The 19,324-nt window shown below is 62.1% G+C and carries 16 protein-coding genes; 13 read left to right on the top strand and 3 right to left on the bottom strand.

Annotated elements, in window-relative coordinates:
* The first annotated feature begins 98 nt into the window (after positions 1 to 98).
* The 3 genes from ACILSQ_RS13885 (at position 99) to ACILSQ_RS13875 (ending at position 2,158) form a co-directional block, all read left to right on the top strand.
* Positions 99 to 857, top strand: a complete 759-nt coding sequence (locus ACILSQ_RS13885) for a hypothetical protein (RefSeq protein WP_395744235.1) — start codon at positions 99 to 101, stop codon at positions 855 to 857.
* A 278-nt stretch (positions 858 to 1,135) separates the two neighbouring features.
* Positions 1,136 to 1,261 carry a hypothetical protein gene (locus ACILSQ_RS13880; RefSeq protein WP_395744234.1) on the top strand — a complete coding sequence of 42 codons (126 nt, stop codon included), beginning with the start codon at positions 1,136 to 1,138 and terminating at the stop codon, positions 1,259 to 1,261.
* A gap of 321 nt (positions 1,262 to 1,582) precedes the next feature.
* Positions 1,583 to 2,158: a hypothetical protein gene (locus tag ACILSQ_RS13875; protein WP_395744233.1), complete on the top strand. Its 576-nt coding sequence runs from the start codon at positions 1,583 to 1,585 to the stop codon at positions 2,156 to 2,158.
* A gap of 45 nt (positions 2,159 to 2,203) precedes the next feature.
* Here ACILSQ_RS13875 and ACILSQ_RS13870 read toward each other — a convergent pair whose 3' ends face one another.
* The gene (locus ACILSQ_RS13870; RefSeq protein WP_395744232.1) at positions 2,204 to 3,142 is read right to left on the bottom strand and encodes a serine/threonine-protein kinase; all 939 of its coding nucleotides are present in this window, start codon (positions 3,140 to 3,142) and stop codon (positions 2,204 to 2,206) included.
* A 538-nt stretch (positions 3,143 to 3,680) separates the two neighbouring features.
* Here ACILSQ_RS13870 and ACILSQ_RS13865 point away from each other — a divergent pair.
* The gene (locus tag ACILSQ_RS13865; RefSeq protein WP_395744231.1) at positions 3,681 to 4,145 is read left to right on the top strand and encodes a hypothetical protein; all 465 of its coding nucleotides are present in this window, start codon (positions 3,681 to 3,683) and stop codon (positions 4,143 to 4,145) included.
* Positions 4,146 to 4,500: 355 nt separating this feature from the next.
* Here the strand turns inward: ACILSQ_RS13865 and ACILSQ_RS13860 are convergent, their stop codons facing one another.
* Positions 4,501 to 6,927, bottom strand: a complete 2,427-nt coding sequence (locus ACILSQ_RS13860) for a serine/threonine-protein kinase (RefSeq protein WP_395744230.1) — start codon at positions 6,925 to 6,927, stop codon at positions 4,501 to 4,503.
* Between the two features lie 87 nt (positions 6,928 to 7,014).
* Here ACILSQ_RS13860 and ACILSQ_RS13855 point away from each other — a divergent pair, with 87 nt between their 5' ends.
* A complete protein-coding gene (locus ACILSQ_RS13855; RefSeq protein WP_395744229.1) occupies positions 7,015 to 7,929 on the top strand; it encodes an RluA family pseudouridine synthase in 915 nt (304 codons plus the stop codon).
* 23 nt (positions 7,930 to 7,952) lie between these two features.
* Positions 7,953 to 8,312 carry an arsenate reductase family protein gene (locus ACILSQ_RS13850; protein WP_395744228.1) on the top strand — a complete coding sequence of 120 codons (360 nt, stop codon included), beginning with the start codon at positions 7,953 to 7,955 and terminating at the stop codon, positions 8,310 to 8,312.
* A gap of 37 nt (positions 8,313 to 8,349) precedes the next feature.
* Here ACILSQ_RS13850 and ACILSQ_RS13845 read toward each other — a convergent pair whose 3' ends face one another.
* On the bottom strand, positions 8,350 to 9,162 hold the full coding sequence (locus ACILSQ_RS13845) for an alpha/beta hydrolase family esterase (protein WP_395744227.1): 813 nt from the start codon (positions 9,160 to 9,162) through the stop codon (positions 8,350 to 8,352).
* Between the two features lie 242 nt (positions 9,163 to 9,404).
* On the opposite strand from ACILSQ_RS13845, the gene ACILSQ_RS13840 reads away from it, so the two are divergent.
* The 7 genes from ACILSQ_RS13840 to ACILSQ_RS13810 all read left to right on the top strand — a co-directional run bounded on the left by ACILSQ_RS13840 (position 9,405) and on the right by ACILSQ_RS13810 (position 19,323).
* The gene (locus ACILSQ_RS13840) at positions 9,405 to 9,839 is read left to right on the top strand and encodes a dimethylsulfonioproprionate lyase family protein (RefSeq protein WP_395744226.1); all 435 of its coding nucleotides are present in this window, start codon (positions 9,405 to 9,407) and stop codon (positions 9,837 to 9,839) included.
* A 16-nt stretch (positions 9,840 to 9,855) separates the two neighbouring features.
* Positions 9,856 to 10,233 carry a hypothetical protein gene (locus ACILSQ_RS13835; RefSeq protein WP_395744225.1) on the top strand — a complete coding sequence of 126 codons (378 nt, stop codon included), beginning with the start codon at positions 9,856 to 9,858 and terminating at the stop codon, positions 10,231 to 10,233.
* Between the two features lie 199 nt (positions 10,234 to 10,432).
* Complete coding sequence (locus ACILSQ_RS13830; protein WP_395744224.1) at positions 10,433 to 11,446, top strand: AAA family ATPase; 1,014 nt, start codon at positions 10,433 to 10,435, stop codon at positions 11,444 to 11,446.
* Between the two features lie 408 nt (positions 11,447 to 11,854).
* Entirely contained in the window at positions 11,855 to 12,781 is a 927-nt protein-coding gene (locus ACILSQ_RS13825) for a DUF58 domain-containing protein (protein ID WP_395744223.1), read from the top strand.
* A 38-nt stretch (positions 12,782 to 12,819) separates the two neighbouring features.
* Positions 12,820 to 14,844, top strand: coding sequence for a VWA domain-containing protein (locus tag ACILSQ_RS13820; RefSeq protein ID WP_395744222.1), 2,025 nt, complete (start codon positions 12,820 to 12,822; stop codon positions 14,842 to 14,844).
* A 21-nt stretch (positions 14,845 to 14,865) separates the two neighbouring features.
* Positions 14,866 to 15,105, top strand: coding sequence for a hypothetical protein (locus ACILSQ_RS13815; RefSeq protein ID WP_395744221.1), 240 nt, complete (start codon positions 14,866 to 14,868; stop codon positions 15,103 to 15,105).
* A gap of 24 nt (positions 15,106 to 15,129) precedes the next feature.
* Positions 15,130 to 19,323, top strand: a complete 4,194-nt coding sequence (locus ACILSQ_RS13810) for a hypothetical protein (protein WP_395744220.1) — start codon at positions 15,130 to 15,132, stop codon at positions 19,321 to 19,323.
* Position 19,324: the final 1 nt, after the last annotated feature.

Below are 19,324 nucleotides of genomic sequence, written 5' to 3'. Positions count from 1 at the left end.
CGCGGAGGACACAGAAGGGGTTGAGATGCACCTCCCTTTTTTCCTTGTATCATTTGCGGGTTTTTGCCACAAGACATCCTGACTATAGCTCTAAACCTATGAACTCGTCTCATGTGACCGCGCTCGGGTGTCTGCAACAACGTGGAATTTTCTTCATGCTCATTGCTGTGCTGGTCGGTTTCGGAGCTGCGGCAGAGAATCAAAGCCTCGGGAAGGCATTGACCGGTGTTGATTGGAAAAAATTGGCAAAAGGCATCCCAGATGATTCTGAGTTCCAGTCTTCCGTACGTGGTATCTTCGGGTCGTTGACTCCAGAGGGGCAACGAAAGGTGACAGACGCTATCAATGGATTGCGAGAAGGGCGAGGGCCGACAGTGACAGGCACGCCCGTGGACACGTTGGTTGCCAAGAAGCTTGCACAAGCTTTGGCTCCATTAGTTTTCGACCCAGTGTCAAAAAACGCTCTCACTTCTTTTGAGACAAATGGCAGTCTATCTGAGCTAATGGACTCGATTACGGGTGGAAAGACATCAACGACAGCAACGAAACCCTCAACAGCCGCCCGGCCCGCAAATGCAAAACAAGCGGTCGATCTGGCTTGGATCGTGGATAAAACGTGGGTGTCCGATTCAGGGACGAAATGGGCGTTTGGCGAGAAATGGGCTGGAGAAAAGGCGTTCGGGAACAACAAAAGCAACTTTACATGGCGGGTACTGAGGTCCGGCCTGGTTGAGGTTTCGGGAAGAGACACGGCGCAGTCGCCACCACGCACCTGGTATGTGCAATTCCAGAGTGAAACTGAGGCATCTTATGGAACCAGTGAGAAGAATTTAACCAACAAAATGCATCAGCCATAGGGGGGCTTTCCGGCATACCCCGCCGCAGCGGGCCAAGGAGAATCTGGCGGTGGTTTACGGTAGCTGGCGCCGGGTATGCGGGGGGGCTGGTGGGTATTTCTGTTGAGGAGGAGGCGGAGTTGTTGGCTGGCTTTTTGAGGCGTGGAAGCAGCCGAAGGCAAATTTGATAAACGCAGAGATTTTTTCTGGGGAGGTGGGACACGCCAGGTCCGGACCCTCACACAGGAGGGGGCAAGACTGTGCTCAGCGTCGTCCAAAACGCCCAGACGACTATCTCCGTGAGTGCTCCGACGGCGCAGGTAACGGGAGCTGGCTTTGCCGCCAAGGCGCGCTGGATGGGCGATGAGGCGGATACGACCGCGTCGTTTGATCAGGCCTGGGTGGGGAGGTGGGCGGCGGTCTGACTTTTGCTTTGGAAAACGCAGAGAGGCCGAAATTTGAACCACGGATTGCACGACCAGCACGGATGCCGGAGGAGAGGGGATGATGGGGGGGGGAGGGAAGGTGGCGCTGGTTTTGGCAAAGGAATGTGGGGCAAAGGAATGTGGGGCAAAGGAATGGCCGGAGGGCCGGAGTTTTTAACCGTTGAGTGGCCGGTGTGTGAGATGGTCTTGGGGTCGGCGGCATGCCCGAAGCGAGCCGTGGTGTGGGGAAGCGGGCTTCTCTTCTTGATTGATGTTGCCTGCCGGGGTTCTAGGCGCAAAATGGGCTTCGTCGATTTGACCATGAAAATCTTTTTCATTCTGGTGCTGTGCTTGGTCATGCAGTCCCAACTGGGTTCTGGGCGGGCCGAGGAGGGTCGTGATCAGCAGGCGTTTCCGCTGTCTTTCCATGACGGGCACACGGAAGGGTCGTGGGTTTATGTTTTGAGAAGAGAAACCGCCTTCGAAGTGGAGTTTGCCCGCCATTCGAACGCGGCTGCCATCGAAGCATTGGCGGCTTTGCACCCCTACATACTGAATCTCAATGCCACGGGTGACTACCACGTGTATCTTGTGGGGGAGCTGGTGGTGAAGGAAGATGCTGCGGGTGCTGCGTCACCGCAGCGACGCGGCGAATTCAGGCTCGATGGGTGGTATATCAAAGCGCCTTTTCTGGTTCCTTCCAAAACGGACCCTGAAAACGGTTTGATCGAGGTCAGCAAGCGCCTGGAACCGAGTCACTTTCTGCCGGCGGGTGAGCGTGAGGGGACCGAGGCGACGAAAGCGTTGCGAGCTTCGTTGCAAATCCATCATGACGAGCGGTTGAATGTGTTTTGGATCGGGGCGGAGCCGCCAGTTAACAAGCTTTTGAAAAAATAGCATTCCTCAGGTGCGCCGCGTTTTGGAGGACGGATGCGGCTGGCTTCAAGACGCGAGTGAGGCCTGTTCGAGGTCTTGCTTCATTTCCGCGGCTGAGGTGTAGCGGTGGCTGCGATCGTTTTGCATGGCTTTGGTCACGACGGCGTCGAGGCTGGTGCTCACGTTTGGTGCGAGGTGGCTGGGCGGGGCGGGGAGGCTGTGGGGAAGTCTGCCGGTGAGCATCTGGTAGAGCATGACACCGAGGGCATATAAGTCGGCTCGTTGATCGAGATGGATGCCGGGGATGAGGGCTTCGGGGGCGATGAAATCCGGCGTGCCACTGGCGGGGTGGCCGGGGATGTGCGGGGTGTCTTCTGCGTTGAGCGCCCTTGCCAGTCCAAAGTCGGCAACTTTCACGCGGCCCTTGAGGTCGATCATGATGTTGGAGGGCTTGATGTCGCGGTGGATGATGCCCATGGCATGAGCGAAGGAGAGGGCCTCACACACGGAGATGGTGATGTCTGCGGCGCGGCGAGGTGCGAGGGGGCCGTCACGGGCGATGAGCCGGGCCAGGTCCGTGCCGTCCACATACTCCATGACGAAGTAGAGCAGGCCGTTTGAGGTGGCCCCGGCGTCGTGAACGGTGATGATGTTGGGGTGCGAGAGGCGCGCCATAGTTTGCGCCTCGTGCTTGAAGCGGGCTGAAAAATTCAGGTCGTTCCTCTCCGCCATCTGCGGCGGCAGAACCTTGATGGCGACTTCGCGCTTCAAGGCTTTTTGGGTGCCTTTGTAAACGGCGCCCATGCCGCCGCGGGCGATGAAGTGGCTGATCTCGTGCTGCCGCAAGATTTTCCGCAGTTCATCGACGGCCGGTGGATGCCAGGCCTGTGTGCGAGGAGCCGAAGCCCTGGCGTCTTCTGCAAGCTGCCGCTCCACCTGGGAAGGGCCCGGGCTTTGCGTGGAGACATTGGAAGGATGTGCAGGCTGTGGGGGTGTTTCATCCATCGTTGCGCAAAAAGGGGGAACAGAAGATGGGGGTGGTGCCGGGAGTGGTGGCGGACGGCGGGGAGCAGCGAGGTGGCTTCATGGCACATGTCGGGGCTTTGCTCAAGCAAGGCGGAGGGGGGGACGGAATTTGAGTCACGGATCGCACGGATGCTGGAGGAGAAGGGATGAGGGGCGCTGGTCTTGGCAGGTGTGGTTTCAATGACTCGCGGAATGGTGGTCCCCAGGCACACGCTCTCTCTTTGGGGACAGGAGCGGCGCCTCAAATCAATGACGATGACTGATTGTCCGATCAGCGACCGGCACAGGGGCTGGCGAGTGTTCTGGGTGTGAGTGATTGACGATTCATCCTTCGCTCTACGAGCTTCGGAGAACACGTTGATGAGCAAGGACTGTTGATTGTCGAAGGGACGGATTTCGAGGCCGGGGTGGTGGTGAAGCACGTGGCGCTTTGGGTGCGAAGGCTGCGGGGGGGCCTTTCGCTGCCGTAGGGGGCTCCCCTGACGTCCTGGGAAGAGGCGGGGGCGATTTTTGGGGTATGAAAACGAAACTTCTTTCTTCTTATTCTCTTTCCTGGGTGGCTGCCGGCGGGCTGGTGGCTTTGGAGTGTGTGAGTCTGATTCTGGGGCCGGCTGAGGCGAATGCGCAGACGGTGGCGGGGCCGGTGACGCCGGATGTGCCGGTGGTGGTGCCTGCGCCGGTGCCGGGGGGCGTGACGGTGGTGGCGCCGCCGGGAGCGGCGGTGGTGCCGAACACGCAGATTGTGTCGGCCAATGGGATCGTGGATGTGTACGAGCCGGGGACGCGGTTTGTGGTGCGGGAGACGACGGGGCCGGTGACGTACACGTATGGGCCGCAGGTGGTGTATGTGGGGCCGGCGGGGGTGATTCTGACTCCGGACGAGGTGGCGAGGCGGATGCACGCGGGACTGCCGGTAAAGGTGGAGTATGTGAATGAGGGGCCGGTGCGCGTGGTGCGGCGGGTGGTGATTGAAGAGCGCTGATTTCTTTGGAGCGGGCTCGCTACCCCTGCGGGGGGGGCGAGCCGTTGGCGGTGGTTTGCGGTTGTTGACGGTGGTTTTTCGGGGGGTGGGATGCGCGGGGGCGGTGGCCGACGGACAAGAGTGTCCATCGTAGTGGGTGGAGACGGACCGGATGGTCGTGCGACGGGGGTGGTGGCGCGAAGGGGACGCTGTCCGGAGCCGGCTGAAGCCGGGACTAGAATACTCAGAGGCCGGAACGGGCTGAAGCCCGAACTACGAACGGGGAGGCCGGAACGGGCTGCTGCGAAGCCGTGAAGCGAACCCCGAAGCCCGAACTACGAACGGGGCTCCAGTGGAGGCGCAATGGGGCGCTTTTTCAGATGCCGGCGGCCATGACTTTCATCCAGCGCATGCGGAAGGAGGAGTTCTCTTCCATGAGCTGGGCGGCGATGGTGGTGGAGAGCTGGGTGAGGCCGTTGAGGCGGGCGAAGGCGGCGGTGTTTTCCTGACGGCGGTAGTAGTCGGTGGAGTCGGTGACCTGGGCGCCGAGGGACTGGGCGATTTCGACGAGGGTCTCGGGGGTGAGGCTTTCGAAGGGGAGGGTGAGGGTGCCGCGTTCGAGGATGACGTGGATCTGGGCGCCGTCTGCCGTGGCGGTGATGCGGCCGGTGAGCTGGCCGCCTTCGCGCCGGGTGATGGTGCCGGTCCAGCCGGTGGTGGCGAGGTCGGTGGTGAGCTGGCGGATGAAGTCGCGGGACTGGGCGTAGAGGTAGAGGCGGCCATCGAGGGCGGTGCGGACGTCCGCGGTGCCGAGATGGGTGGTGGTGAGGAGATCGATGGCGCGGGTGTAGTCGTAACCCTGGACGAGGGAGGGGACGAGGGTGTTCACCTCGGCGAGGAGCTCGAGGTCTGCGAGGCGCTGCTGCTTGTCTTTTTCGAGCTGGCGCTGCTGGTCTTCGAGGGTCATGCGGGAGATCTCGCGCTGGAGCACAGTCTCCCATTCCTTGATGACGGCGAGGAAGGCGCCGGAGGTTTTGAGTTCTTTGCGGATCTTGGGAAGTTCTGCGAGGGAGGCGCGGAGCTCGGGGACGGTGGCGGCGATGTGGCCTTTGAGTGCGGCACGGACGAGGGGGACGTCCGCCTGATAGCGCTGGAGGAGCGGCGTGTACAGGGAGAGCCAGTTGAGGGAGGGCGCCGGGGTTGCGGCGGCGGCGGTTTTGATCTGGGCGAGGTATTTCTGGAAGTCTTCGAGTTCTTCGGCGCCGCGGGGGGCATCGCCAAAATGCCATTCGGCGAGGCCCTGGACGAGGTAACCGAGGATTTCTTCGTTGTCGGTCTTGTAACCGAGAGAGGCGGGCGGGGTGCCGGGAACGAAGGGGGCGCCCATGCGTTCTTTGATCTTGGCGAAGAAGGGGGCGAGGCCGTTGAGCTCAGCGGAGGTGGAGAGCTGGGCGAACTGGGCGGCGGCATCCTGCTTCTTTTCGAGCATGATGCTGCAGAGGGCGGCATTGAAGCGGGCCCAGTTTTCGGTGGGCTGGAGGAGGTCCTTGGAGTCGATGAGCTCGGTGAATTTCTGGCGTGCTTCGGCGAACTTGAACTCCTGAAGCATGAGGTTGCGGGCCTTGGTGAAGCGCTCCGTGACGGTCTTTTTGTCCTTGTCTTTTTTATCGGCGGCCTGGAGGGTGACGCCGGTGCCATTGAGATCGCGCTCGTTGGCGGTGGAGATCTGGATGGCGCGGGTGTGGCGGCGCTCCCCGCCTTCGCGGATGAGCCAGCCCATGCCGTAGGCGAAGATGATGGCGGCGGCGATGGAGCCGATGAGGCGGGCGCGGCGGGAGAAGAGGCGGCGGCGGACGCTGCCGCGGTCGAGGAGGCCTTCGGCGAGGCGCATTTCATCGACCACTTCGGAGTAGTTGGCGAAGCGGTCCTGGGGGCTGAAGGAGAGCATGCCATTGATGACGTGCTCGGTGCGGGGGGAGAAGCGGAGGCCGGACTCGCCGAGGGTGACGCGCCTGGATTTGATGCGGCGGAGGTCTTCGATGGCGCTGGTGTCCGCCTTGTGCGGGGGGCTGCCGGTGAGGGCGTGGTAGAGGCTGGCGCCGAGGCTGAAGATGTCGCTGCGGTAGTCTTCTTTGTTTTCGATGACTTTTTCGGGGGCGACGTAGTAGGGGGTGGCCCAGATCTCGCCGGACTGGTCTCCGCCGCGGTCGGTGAAGAGGGCGAGGCCGAAGTCCACGACTTTGGCGGTGCCGGTCTCGGTGAAGAGGATGTTGGCGGGTTTGACGTCGCGGTGGATGAGGGTGAGCTGCTGCGCGGCACGGAGACCTTCTGCGACTTCGCGGCCGATGCGCAGGGCTTCGGCCTCCTTGAGGTGGCCTTCACGGCGGATGCGCTGCTCGAGGGAGCCGCCGCCGACGAGCTCCATGGCGATGTAGAAGTAGCCCTGGTCATAGCCCACGGAGTAGAGCTTGATGACGTTGGGGTGGGTGACGTTTGCGGTGATGTGGGCCTCCTGGCGGAACTGCTCCAGACGGGTGGAGTCGCGGGAGTACTGGCGGTTAAGGATTTTGAGGGCGACGCGGCGGCCGAGGGTTTCATCTTCGGCTTCGAACACGCGGCTCATGCCGCCTTCGCCGATCTGGCGGATGATCATGAACTGATCGAAGCGGCGGCGGACGCGGACCATCTGGCCGCAGAAGGGGCATTTGAGTTTGGTGAAGGGCTCGAGGGAAGTGACATCGATCTGCCGCTGGCACACGGGGCAGGTGCTGAGAAAGGACTGTTCTGGAGGTGCGAGAATCAAGGGGCGGGGGAAGTGAGACGAGGGGGACGCATTCGATATGCCAGAAATTACAGTTTGCCTTATTAATTCGAAACTTGAGTTTGTGGGGTGGACTGGACCATCACTGAAACCATTGATATTGGAGAACGTTTCGACAAGCACCTGGCAAGGCGTTTGCCGGAGATGTCGCGCTCAAGATTGCAGGACCTGATCAAGGAGGGCCATGCTACGCTGAATGGGAAGCCCGCCAAGGCGGGAACGGCCCTCAAATGCGGGGATGCGGTGAGTCTCACGGTGCCTGAAGTAGCCGAGGTGGAGATCAAGGCCCAGGATATTCCTTTGACGATTTTGTATGAGGACCGGGACATTGTGGTGCTGGACAAGGCGTCCGGACTGGTGGTGCACCCGGCGGAGGGGAACCCGGACGGGACGCTGGTGAATGCGCTGCTGCACCACATCGACGACCTGAGCGGGATAGGCGGGGAGATGCGGCCGGGGATTGTGCACCGGCTGGACAAGGACACGAGCGGGTGCATGGTGGTGGCGAAGAATGATGTGGCGCACCGCCGGCTGACGGAGGCGTTTTCGGAGAGGCGGCTGACGAAGATCTACCTGGCGGTGGTGAATGGCGTTCCGAAGGATGAGAACGGGCGGATCCAGAACTTTATTGGGCGGCATCCGGTGGACCGTAAGCGGATGAGCATTTTGCTGGACGGAGCGGGGAAGGAGGCGGTGACGGAATGGAAGCGCCTGGCGGTGGTGGAAGGCTGCGCGCTGATCCAGTGCCGGCTGCTGACGGGGCGGACGCACCAGATCCGCGTGCACATGCGGGAGGCGCTGCAGTGCGCGATTTTAGGGGACCCGATCTATGCGCAGCCAAACAAGCAGCGGGTGCGGGTGCCGCGGCTGATGCTGCATGCGTGGAAGCTTTCGTTTAACCACCCGATCCATGACCAGCCGATGGCGTTTGAGGCGAAGGTGCCGGTGGAGTTTGAACCGTGGCTCAAAAGCGTGCAAAGCTAGCGGACCATCCTTTTTTTCATACTATGCTCAAAGTTTACGCTTATTCCGGCTGCTCCACCTGCAAGAACGCCCTCAAGTGGCTCAAGCAGCATTCGATTTCCTTCGAAGAAACCGCCATTCGTGAGACGCCGCCGTCTCTGGCGGAACTGAAGGCCATGCTGGCCGCGCATGACGGCGATCTGCGCAGGCTCTTCAACGTCTCCGGCATGGACTACCGCAGCCTGGGTCTGAAAGACAAGCTGCCTGGCATGAGCACCGAGGACGCGCTGAAACTGCTGGCGGGGAATGGCAATTTGGTGAAAAGGCCCTTCGCCATCGACCCGAAGAACAAAGTGAATCTGGTCGGCTTCAAGGAAGCCGAGTGGGCCGGAGCTTTGCTGTAACGCCGGGCGGAAAACGACGCTGGCGCGCAGCGGCCCCTCACTTCACCGCCGCGGACTGTTCTTTGAAAAACTTGGCGATCAGCGCGGGCGCCTCCTCAGGGAATTTATGCGTGCCGCCTTCTTTGATGAAGGCGACGAACGGGGCGCCGACCTTGGAGGGGAAGAGGGTGCATTCTTTGTCCCAGGGGGTGCCTTCGGGGGAGCATTGATTGATCTCTTTGACCTTGGTCATGGCGAGCTGCTGCCACTCGTATTTGACGAGGGGATCCGCGGTGCCGGCGAGGTGCATGCAGGGCTTGGGCTTGAAGGGGGTATCGCGAAGACGGATGGACGCGGCGGCGGAGGGGGCCACGGCGCAGAGGACGTCCGGACGGGTCTGCCAGAGGAGGTAGGTGAAGCCGCCGCCATTGGAGTGGCCGGTGGAGAAGATGCGCCTGGTGTCGATCTTGTAGTTTTCTTTGAGATGGGCGAGGGCGGCATCGAAGAGCTTGAGGTCGCGGTCGCCTTCTGCGCCGGCACCGTGCTGCCAGCCGGGCTTTTTGCCTTCGGGGTCGGTGAGCTGGCCGGGGGTATTGAGGCCCTGGAGGTAGATGGAGATGGCCTGGGGCATGTGCTTGAACATGGCGAAGCTGCGGCCTGCCTGCAGGGCGGTGCCGCCGTGGCCGTGCCAGACGAAGATGACGGGGGTGGGGGTGTCTTTGGCGGAGGAGGGGGCGTAGATGAAGCCGGTGCGGGAGACGCCATCGACGGTGAGCTCGAGCTTGGTGATGCCTTCGGGGAGCTGGAGCTGGGCGTGGCAGAGGGTGGTGAATGCCAGGAAGGTGAGGATGAAAAGAGAGCGGCGGTGCATGAGGGGATGGGAGCGTTCCGGGGGCTTCAACGTTGGGGGTGGGGGAAAGTTGCAGCGGGGGGAAAGACGAATGCGGAATGAGGAAGGCGGGGGAGCGGTGGGATTGTAAATTGAGAACTGAAAACTGAGAATTTTAAATTGGCCGGAGGTCTGGGTGTGGAGAGTGCGCGGGGGTCTTGCCTGTTGGGTGAGGTGATGTAGGGGTAGGGGCTATGAGTTTTGAGCGTGATGCTGTTCCTGTTGTGAGCCTGCCCGGGCAGGGGAAATCCATGACGGTGTTTGGTGATGAGGTGGAGTTTGTGGTGACGGGGGCGCAGTCGGGAGGGCGGTTTACGCAGTGGATCGAGACGACGCAGCCTGGAGGCGGGCCGCCACCGCATTATCACACACGGGAGGACGAGAATTTTTATGTGATCGAGGGGAGCGTGGAGTTTTTCCAGGAGGGGAAGTGGCTGGCGGTGGCGCCAGGGACGGCGGTGTTCATGCCGAAGGGGGTGGTGCACGCGTTTCGCAATGCGGGAAGCACGCCGCTGAAGATGCTGATCACGACGGTGCCGTCGGGTTTTGAAAACTTCTTCGACCGGTGTGCAGTCGAGTTTGCGAAAGAGGGAGGGCCTGATATGTCACGGCTTGTTGAGATCGCCGGCGAGCACGGCATTCACTTCGTACAACCGTAACACCTTTGATATTTTCATGTTCAAAACCGGCCAGCAAGTCGTCTGCATCAATGATCAATTCGATCCCTGGGTCTTTGACCTGTACAAGTCTCTGCCGAAGAAGGACGAGATCTACACGGTGAGGGCCATCCGGGCGGGGAGGTCGAACCCGCAGTTTGTGGTGAATGATGATGCGGAGATCAAGCTGGCGGGGGCGGAGTTTGACATTCTGCTGCTGCTGAAGGAGCTGAACAATCCGGATGATCCGCACTCCAGCGTGAAGCAGGAGCTGGGGTTTAAGTCGGAGAGGTTTGCGCCGCTGCTGGAGGAGACGGAAGAGGTGGAGGAAGAGGAGCTGGTGGGGGTGGGGAAGGGGGAGAAGAGCTGGGAGCCGGAGCCGGCGTGGTCGAAGTGAGGGGGGATTTATGATTTACGATTTATGATTTGCGCTAGAGGGTGGTAGCGGAGGTCTGGGGGGTGGGGATGTTCGAGGGCGGCGCTGAAGCGGCGTGGTCCGGGGGCGCTGGCGTGTGTGAGGCGGGCTTTCTTTGGTTCCTGCGGGGGCGGATGAAAACTTGGCATCGTGGGCGCTGTTTGATAGGGCACCTTTATCCATGAACGCCCCTCCCGACTTTCCGCCGTCTTCCGCCTCCCTCACTGAACGCCAGATCGTCGAACTGCTCTCCACGGCGCGGCAGCGGATTTTTGCGGAGGTGGGGAAGGTGATCGTGGGGCAGCAGCATGTGATTGATGAGATGCTGATCGCGCTGCTGAGCGGGGGGCATTGTTTGATCACGGGGGCGCCGGGGCTGGCGAAGACGCTGCTCATCAAGACGGTGGCGGATGTGTGCCACCTGAGCTTTCAGCGGATTCAGTTTACGCCGGATTTGATGCCGTCTGACATCACGGGGACGGAGATTTTGGAGGACAGTCCGGAGGGGAGGAAGCTGGTGTTCAGCCGGGGGCCGGTGTTTGCGAACATGATCCTGGCGGATGAGATCAACCGCACGCCGCCGAAGACGCAGGCGGCGCTGCTGGAGGCGATGCAGGAGCATCAGGTGACGGTGAACGGGAAGACGATGCACCTGCCGGAGCCGTTCTTTGTGCTGGCGACGCAGAACCCGATCGAGCAGGAGGGGACGTATCCGCTGCCGGAGGCGCAGCTGGACCGCTTCATGCTGAACATTGTGATCGACTACCTCAGCGAGGATGATGAGGTGGCGGTGGTGACGAGGACGACGGCGGGCAAGGGCGAGCCGGTGCAGCGGCTGTTCAGCGGCGAGGAGCTGCTGGCGTTTCAGCAGGTGGTGAGGAAGGTGCCCATTGCGGAAGATGTGGCGCGGTATGCGGTGCGTCTGTCAGCCGCGTCACGACCCGGACGCGAGGGGGTGCCGGATTTTATCAATCAATGGGTGAGCTGGGGCGCGGGGACGCGTGCGAGCCAGAACCTGGTGCTGGGGGCGAAGACGCGGGTGCTGCTGCATAACCGGACGCATGTGACGGTGGAGGACATTCGGGCGATGGCGATGCCGGTTTTCAGGCATCGTATTCTGGTGAATTACAAGGCGGAGGCGGAGGGGGTGACGGTGGAGAAGGTGATTGGGAAGCTGATGGAGCATGTGAAGTAGCAGACCTGACAATGACGAAACCAGAATGAGGAATGACGAATGAATGAGGAATGGTGATCTTTGACGCAATCCTATGAGCATGACGACCATGAATGGCAGAGGCGGCAGCGGGGCGCGGGCGTGCTGCGGAGACAATGTGCGGCGGAGTTTGGTGCAGACGCTGCTGGTGGATGCTGGGTGCGGCGGGGTGCTGGGTTTGCTTCCCGGGCGTGTGCGGTTTTACCCAGGGTCGCCTCGCTTAGGCTCGGCTGACCCTGGGCTATGTTACGCAGCCCCGTTGGGGCTGGCGTGGCGCGGGGTGGTGGGGGGCACTGGGGCGGTGGTTTGCGAGAAAGTTCAAGGCTCAATGAAGGATGCGTGGGAAGGTTTTGAAGAGAGCGAAAACATCACATTCACGGAGGGCCGCTCGTGACTGCTGCCACGACATTCCTCGATCCTGCCGCGCTGATGCGCATCAAGTCGCTTGAGCTGCGGGCGAAGGTGGTGGTGGAGGGGCTGTGGAAGGGGATGCACCGGAGTCCGTATCATGGGTTCTCGGTGGAGTTCAGCGAGTACCGGGCGTATGTGCAGGGGGATGATCCGCGGTACATCGACTGGAAGGTGCTGGCGCGGAGTGACCGGACGTACATCAAGAAGTTTGAGGATGAGACGAACCTGCGGTGCCAGATGGTGATTGATCACAGCAAGTCGATGAACTTTGGCTCGTTGGGATACACGAAGGCGGATTATGCGGCGACACTGGCGGCGACGCTGGCTTCGTTTTTGATGAAGCAGGGAGATGCGGCGGGGCTGACGACGTTTGCGGATGGGATTGAGGAGCATCTGCCGCCGCGGAACCGGCCGGGACATCTGCGGCGGATCATCACGGAGCTGGAGAGGCCGGCGAAGGCGGCGGGGACGTCGCTGGCGGTGTCGGTGGGGCAGCTTGCGGATATGCTGCGGAAGCGGGGGATGATCTGCCTGATCACGGATCTGCTGGCGCCGGTGGAGCATTTGGAGAAGCAACTGGCGCTGCTGAGCGCGATGGGACACGACCTGGTGGTGTTTCACCTGATGGACCGGGCGGAGATTGATTTCACGTTTGAGAAGTCGGCGTATTTCCGGGATGCGGAGACGGGGGTGGAGCGTTTTCTGGATCCGCAGCTGGTGCGGGAGAATTACCTGAAGCGGCTGCAGGCGCACCGGGAGACGATCCAGGCTGCGGTGGACCGGCACAATGTGGAGTATCATTTCTGTCCGACGGATCAGCCGCTGGAGGAGGTGCTCTTTGATTTTCTCAGTGCGCGTCAGCGGAAGAAAGCCTCCAAATCTTCTGCAGCGCGTATTTCTGTCTGATTCGACATTCGTCATTCTGATTTCGTCATTTACCTCGCATGTCCTGGCTCTTTCCTCTCTACCTCGCGGGCGCAGCGGCGATCATTGCGCCGATTTTGCTGCACCTGAGACGCAAGCCGCCGCAGGACCGGGTGGAATTCAGCACGCTGATGTTTCTGGATGCGAGCACGCCGGTGCCGGTGAGCAAGAGGCGGCTGGAAAACTGGCTGCTGCTGGCGCTGCGGTGCCTGGCGCTGATCCTGCTGGCGCTGATGTTTGCACGGCCGTTTGTGCAGAGTGAAAACGCGGGGGCTTCCTCGGGAGACAAGGCGACGCTGATTTTGCTGGATCGGAGTGCTTCGATGCGGCGGGATGATTTGTGGAAGCGGGGGATCGCGGAGGCGGAGCGTGTGTTTAAGGAGGCGAAGATCACGGACCGGGTGGCGCTGGCGGTGTTTGACCGGGAGATGACGCCGGTGTGGACGTTTGAGGAGGACCGCAACACGCCGGGCAACCGGAGCGCGGCGCTGCAGAGCCGGCTGGCGGAACTGGCGCCGGGGTGGGATGCGACGCAACTGGACCGGGCGCTGATCGCGGCGGTGCCGGCGTTTGATTCGAGTACAGCGAAGCTGAAAAAACGCATCCACCTGATCACGGATCTGCAGGAAGGTACGAGGCTGGACGCCCTGCGCACCATGGCGTGGCCGGCGGAGCTGACGCTGAGTGTTCATCGGCTGGATGCGGCGACGAATGACAATTTTTCCATCGCACTGGCGGCGCGGGACGAGGAGAGCGCTGAGGCGCTGGTGCGGGCGCGGGTGAGCAACACGCGGGATTCGGCACTGCGGGACTTCACGCTGGCGTGGGAAAAGGGGCCGCAGGCGGATGCGATCGCAACGCAGATGCCGCCGGGGGCTTCGCGCATTCTCAATGCACCGCCGAACTCCACGAAGGCGAACGTGCTGGCGCTGACGGGTGACCGGTATGATTTTGACAACCGGCTGTTCATTGCGCCGCCGCAGCCGCGTGCGGTGAGGATTCATTTCCTGGGGGATGAGGCGACGCGTGATGAGGCTGCATCGCCGCTGTATTATCTGACGCGGGCGCTGCAGCCGACGGCGACGCTGGCGCCCGTGCTGACGGCGGGCAAGGCGATGCCGGCGCAGAAGCCGGATGTGCTGGTGATCTCGGGGAGCACGCCTCCGGCGAACCTGCATGCGGGACTGCGGGATTTCGTCGCGGGTGGTGGGTTCCTGGTGGAGGTGGCGGGTTCTTCCGCAGATGCCGCCCTGCTGCAAACGCTCACGGGGATTTCAGGGGTGGTGATCAAGGATGAGGACGCGAATGAGGACTACCGCATGCTGGCGGATGTGAAGACGGAGCATCCTCTGCTCAAGCCGTTTGCGGATCCGAAGCTGCGGGATTTCACGAAGCTGCGGTTTTGGAAGCACCGGCTGATCGAGATCAAGGATGAAGGCGGAAAGCTGGAAACGCTGGCGAAGTTTGACAATGGGCGTCCGGCGATTCTCAGCGGGCGGATCGGCAAGGGGACGCTGATCGTGCTGGCCTCCGGCTGGCACCCTGCGGACAGCCAACTGGCGCTGAGCACGAAGTTTGTGCCGCTGCTGTATGGCTGGCTGGCGGCGGCGGGGTTCAGTCATGACCCGGCGGCGACTCTGCTGGTGGGGGATGCGCTGCCGCTGGATGCGGCGGCCGCGCACACGGTCAAGGAGCCGGATGGAAAGGTGCATGAGCTGAAGGCCGGGATGGGATTCACGGCGGGGCAGGCGGGGCTGTACCAGGTGCGGAGCGAGGCGCTCACGCGGGTCATTGCGGTGAATCTGCCGCCGGATGAGGGGCGGGTGCTGCCGCTGGCGCCGCAGAAGCTGGCGGAATATGGGATCAAACTGGCCGGCGCAGCGGAAAAGGGAGGCGGGGAGACGAGCGACGAGCGGCTGACGGCGGCGGACACGGAGCAGCGGCAGCAGTCGTGGTGGTATGTGCTTTTGATACTTTTGGCCGTTCTTGTGCTGGAAACGTGGGTTGCGGGCCGCGGAAGACAGACGACTCTCCAAACGGCGTAATTCTACCTGAATTTTCCCACGATGAATGACGATTCCATTCTTCATGACAAGAGACTGCATTTTGGATGCGGGCTCTTGTTTGGAGGTGTCGTTACGTTTTTGGTCCTGATCACATCTGTGTCTGCGATGGAAACCAGAGATTGGTTGATGATGACTGCGGGAGGTATCGCCTGTGGTTGTCTCGCGATGCGGCATGGCGAGTTGTTTTGGACCAAGGCTTCTTCAATCATCGAGACCGTTTCCCAGTGGCTCCGGCATTGATTCATCGACAAACTATTCACCACCATGATCGCACGCTCCATCCTCGAAGCCCGGATTGCTGAAGTTCGTGAGGCGCTGAGGAGGGCGCGGCTGCTGCGGCATCTGGCGGCGGTGTTTGTGCTGGGGATTTTGGTGAGGGGGGCGTTTCTGCTGGCGACGGTGAACGGGCTGCATGTGTCGAAGAGGCTGGACCGGTGGTCGATGCTGGGGCTGGGAGTGCTCACTTTGATTGCGTGGCTGAAAGGGCGGCGGAACATCTGGAGCGCGCGGGACATTGCACGGGTGATCGAGAGGAAGCACCCCTCCTTGAATGCGCTGCTGCTGACGGCGATCGAGCATGAGGCGGGGGCGGATGAGACGGCGGGGTTTCTGCATGAGCGGCTGATCGACCGGGCGCTGGCGCACGCGGCGACGCAGAACTGGCCGGTGACGGTGGCAAACCGGCCGTACACGCGCGCGCTGGTGGCGGCGTGGATGGCGGTGATCGGGTTTGTGATCACGGATGTGATGCTGCGGGTGCAGTCGTGGCAGCGGAACCGGGCGGCGGTGGTGGCGAAAGTTCAGAAAGAGGAGGTGGTGAAGCCGACTGAATTTAAGGCGACGCTGACGCCGGGGGACACGGAGCTGGAGCGCGGGACGCATCTGATCGTGGAGGCGCGGTTCAACGGGCCGGTGCCGGCCGATGCAGTGCTGGTGGTGAGCGAGGCGGACGGGAAGGAACGTGAGCGGCTGCCGATGCGCCTGACGGTGGATGAGCAGGTGTATGGCGGGATGATCCACAAGGTGGAGCGCGACACGAAATACCACGTGGAGTTTGCGGGGCAGAAGTCGGCGCTGCACACGATCACAGTGTTTGATTTCCCGGCGCTGGTGAGCAGCGATGTGACGGTGACGCCGCCGGAGTACACGAAGCTGCCGGCGAAGGAGACGAAGAACACGAAGAAGGTGACGGCGCTGGAGGGCTCAAAGATCGTGTGGAAGATCAAGGTGAACAAACCGCTGCTCGCGAGCGGAGATGCGGCGGCTGCCACGAGCAAGGAGCATTCGCCGTTTGTGCCGCACCTGACGGCGGCGGAGCTTTTTGGAGAAGACAAGAGTATCGTCGCCCTGACGCCGAGCGCGGGGGATGCGACGGTGCTGGAAGGAGTGCTCATGGCGGAGAAGTCGCAGAAATACCGGCTGCATCTGGTGGATGAGGCGGAGCGCGGGAACAAGAATCCGCCGTGGTTCACGGTGACGGTGCAGGCGAACCGACTGGCGAAAATTGAAGTGGTGTTTCCGAAGCGTGACCTGCAGGTGTCGAGCATTCAGGAACTGCCGGTGGAGGCGAAGGTGTCTGACGACCTGGGGGTGACGAAGTCGGGGGCGGTCTTCAGCATCAATGGGAACAGCAAGGAGATCATTTTTAAACATGCGGTGACGGCGCCGCTGAAGAAGCAGGATGTGAAGGCGGAGCTGGCGCTGGAGAAGGAGAAGGCGGAGCCGCGGCAACTGGTGAGCTATTACCTCTGGGCGGAGGACACGGGGCCGAAGGGCGAGGTGCGGCGGAGCATGAGCGACATGTTCTTTGCGGATGTGCGGCACTACGAGGACATCTTCCGCGAGATGGAGGCGCCACCAAGCGAGCCGGGCCAGCCGAAGGCGCAGAGCGACAAGCTGGTGGACCTGGTGAAGCAACTGGTGAACGCGACGTGGAAGATCATCCGTGACACGAATGCAGGGCGTACGATGGAGTCGGCGGCGCCGGACGTGGATGTGGTGCATCAGTCCACGGGGATCGCGATGGATCAGGTGAAGGAGGGAATGGAGAAGACGGAGGATGCGCAGGTGAAGCAGGCGCTGACGGAGGCGTGGAAGAGCCTGAAGGATGCGCAGGGGCCGCTGCAGCAGGCTTCGGAGGAGAAGAAGCGCCCGCCGCTGAACCAGGCGCTGACGTTTGAGCAGACGGCGCTGGAATGGCTGCACCGGGCGCAGAGCCGGGAGCACCAGGTGATGCGGCAGGACAAGCCCATGCCGGGACAGCAGCAGGCGAACCAGAACCAGATCATGGACCTGGAGCTGAAGCAGAAGGAGCAGCGCTACGAGGAGGAAAAGGCGGCGAGCGAGGAGCAGACGGCGGAGCAGCAGGAGAACCTGCAGGTACTGAACCGGCTGAAGGAGCTGGCGCGGCGGCAGGAGGCGCTGGCCGAGAAGATCAAGGAGCTGCAAAACCAGATCGCGAATGCGAAAACGGAGGAGGAGAAGCAGGAGCTGGACAACCAGCTCAAGCGTTTGCAGGCGGAGCAGGAGCAACTGCTGAGCGACCTGGACGATCTCAAGGAGCGGATGGAGAAGCCGGAGAACGCGCAGAACATGGCGGAGGCGAAGGAGCAACTGGAGCAGACGCGTGAGAAGGTGCGCGAGGCGGCGGAGCAGATGAAAGACGAGAAGCTGGCGGACGCGGCCAATGCGGCGACGCGGGCGCAGCGCGAGCTGGAGAAGATGCAGGAGGATTTCCGGCAGAAGACGTCCAAGAAATTTGCGGACGAGGTGAAGCAGCTCAGGCAGCAGGCGCGCGATGTGGCGGAGAAGGAAAAGAAGATCGGCGAGGCGCTGGAGAATCAGAAGGAGGCGGGATCTGACATCGAGCAGAACATGCAGAACGCGGCGCAGAGCCGGCAGGTGGCGGAGCAGCAGGAGAATGTGGAGAAGCTGCTGAACAGCATGCGGCAGCTCAGCGAGCAGGCGGAGGAGAGCGAGCCGCTGCTGCACCGGAATTTGTACGACGCGGTGCGCAAGGCGCAGACGAGCGGGCTGGAGGAAAACCTGAAGGAGGCGCGTGATCAACTGCGCTACGGTTCGCAGGCGGAAGCGAAGGATGCGGAGCGCAAGGCGGCCAATGCGGTGGAAGAACTGCGCAAAGGCATGGAGAAGGCGGCCGAGAGCGTGCTGGGCAGCGAGAGCGAAGCGCTGCGCGTGGCGAAAAACGAGCTGGACAAGCTGATCAAGGAAGCGCAGGAGCAGGAGGCCGCGGAGAAGGGCCAGGACGGGAAGAAGACCGCAGATGCCGGAGAGCCCAAGGCCGGAGCCAAGGAAGCGAAGAAGGGGGAGGGCCAAGGCCAGGAGGGCAAGGATGGGCAGTCACGCGAAGTCAAAGCTGCGGAGAAAGGCGAGAAGGCCGGTGAAGGCCAGCAGGGCAAGGATGGCCAGGGCAAAGAGCCGGGCGAAAAGGGAGAAGGCAAGGATGGCAAGGGCGAGAAGCAGGATTCCAAGATGGCTGAAGGTCAGGGTGAGAAACCCGGCCAAGGCAACAAACCAGGTGAAGGCGAAAAGCCGGGCGAAGGGAAAGATGGCAAAGGAGAGGGCAAGGAGGCGCAGACTGCCGAGAACGGGCAGGGGCAGAAGCCTGGCGAGGGCAAGGAGCCTGGGAAGGATGGCCAGCAGCCGGGGGCTGAAGGCCAAGGCCAGGGGAAGGGACAACAGCAGGCTTCCGCGGAACAGGGGCAAGGAAAGCAACCGGGGCAGGGCCAGGGGCAGCAGCCGGGCCAGGAAGGGCAGCAGCCTGGGCAGGGACAAGGCCAGGGGCAAGGCATGCCGCAGCAGGCGGAGAACGGGGAAACTCCAGGGCAGCGCGGAGAAGGCAGGCAGCCCGGGCGTGGTGAAGGGCGTGGGCAGACTGCAGAGGGGAATAATTCGGCGGAACCGCGCAATGGCGAGCCGCGCGAGGGTCAGCCACGGCAGGGGACGCCTCGTGATGGCAGAAACGGAGGCGACAACCAGATTGCAGGAGGGCCAACGACTGACCGCGATTCTGACAATGACCGCAGGCGTCCGCAGATCAACGGCGGTGCGGTGCCTGAGGCGCTGTTCTTTGAAGACAGCAAGGAGCAGCCGGACAAGGGTGTGTTTACCGGCAGCGGCTATGAGCAGTGGAGCGACCGGCTGCGCAATGTGGAGGAACTGCTGAACAACCCGGAGCTGCGCAATGAGGCGGCGAAGGTGCAGGACCGCGCGCGTGCGCTGAGGATCGAGCTGAAGCGGAGCAACGAGGCGCCGCAGGTGTCTTATTTGAACACGCGCATCACGCAGCCGCTGATGGAGCTGCGGGACCGTGTGGTGGAGGAGCTCTCGAAGAAGGACGCGGGGAAGAATCTGGCGCCAGTGGACCGTGATCCGGTGCCCGCGGAATTCCGTGACCTGGTGAAGCGGTACTACCAGGAGCTGGGAGCTGGAAAGTAAG

The sequence above is a fragment of the Prosthecobacter sp. genome (assembly GCF_044227185.1).
In the GTDB taxonomy this organism is placed as follows: Bacteria; Verrucomicrobiota; Verrucomicrobiia; order Verrucomicrobiales; family Verrucomicrobiaceae; genus Prosthecobacter.
The sequence above is the reverse complement of the archived record's forward strand: the minus strand, read 5'-3'. Positions and strand labels throughout refer to the sequence as shown.

Excerpts from the sequence above, each read along its gene's own strand:
- ACILSQ_RS13850 (WP_395744228.1), top strand. The coding sequence starts at position 7,953 with ATGCTCAAAGTTTACGCTTATTCCGGCTGCTCCACCTGCAAGAACGCC.
- ACILSQ_RS13870 (WP_395744232.1), bottom strand. The coding sequence starts at position 3,142 with ATGGATGAAACACCCCCACAGCCTGCACATCCTTCCAATGTCTCCACG.
- ACILSQ_RS13820 (WP_395744222.1), top strand. The coding sequence starts at position 12,820 with ATGTCCTGGCTCTTTCCTCTCTACCTCGCGGGCGCAGCGGCGATCATT.
- ACILSQ_RS13875 (WP_395744233.1), top strand. The coding sequence starts at position 1,583 with ATGAAAATCTTTTTCATTCTGGTGCTGTGCTTGGTCATGCAGTCCCAA.
- ACILSQ_RS13835 (WP_395744225.1), top strand. The coding sequence starts at position 9,856 with ATGTTCAAAACCGGCCAGCAAGTCGTCTGCATCAATGATCAATTCGAT.
- ACILSQ_RS13810 (WP_395744220.1), top strand. The coding sequence starts at position 15,130 with ATGATCGCACGCTCCATCCTCGAAGCCCGGATTGCTGAAGTTCGTGAG.
- ACILSQ_RS13830 (WP_395744224.1), top strand. The coding sequence starts at position 10,433 with ATGAACGCCCCTCCCGACTTTCCGCCGTCTTCCGCCTCCCTCACTGAA.
- ACILSQ_RS13885 (WP_395744235.1), top strand. The coding sequence starts at position 99 with ATGAACTCGTCTCATGTGACCGCGCTCGGGTGTCTGCAACAACGTGGA.
- ACILSQ_RS13845 (WP_395744227.1), bottom strand. The coding sequence starts at position 9,162 with ATGCACCGCCGCTCTCTTTTCATCCTCACCTTCCTGGCATTCACCACC.
- ACILSQ_RS13865 (WP_395744231.1), top strand. The coding sequence starts at position 3,681 with ATGAAAACGAAACTTCTTTCTTCTTATTCTCTTTCCTGGGTGGCTGCC.
- ACILSQ_RS13815 (WP_395744221.1), top strand. The coding sequence starts at position 14,866 with ATGAATGACGATTCCATTCTTCATGACAAGAGACTGCATTTTGGATGC.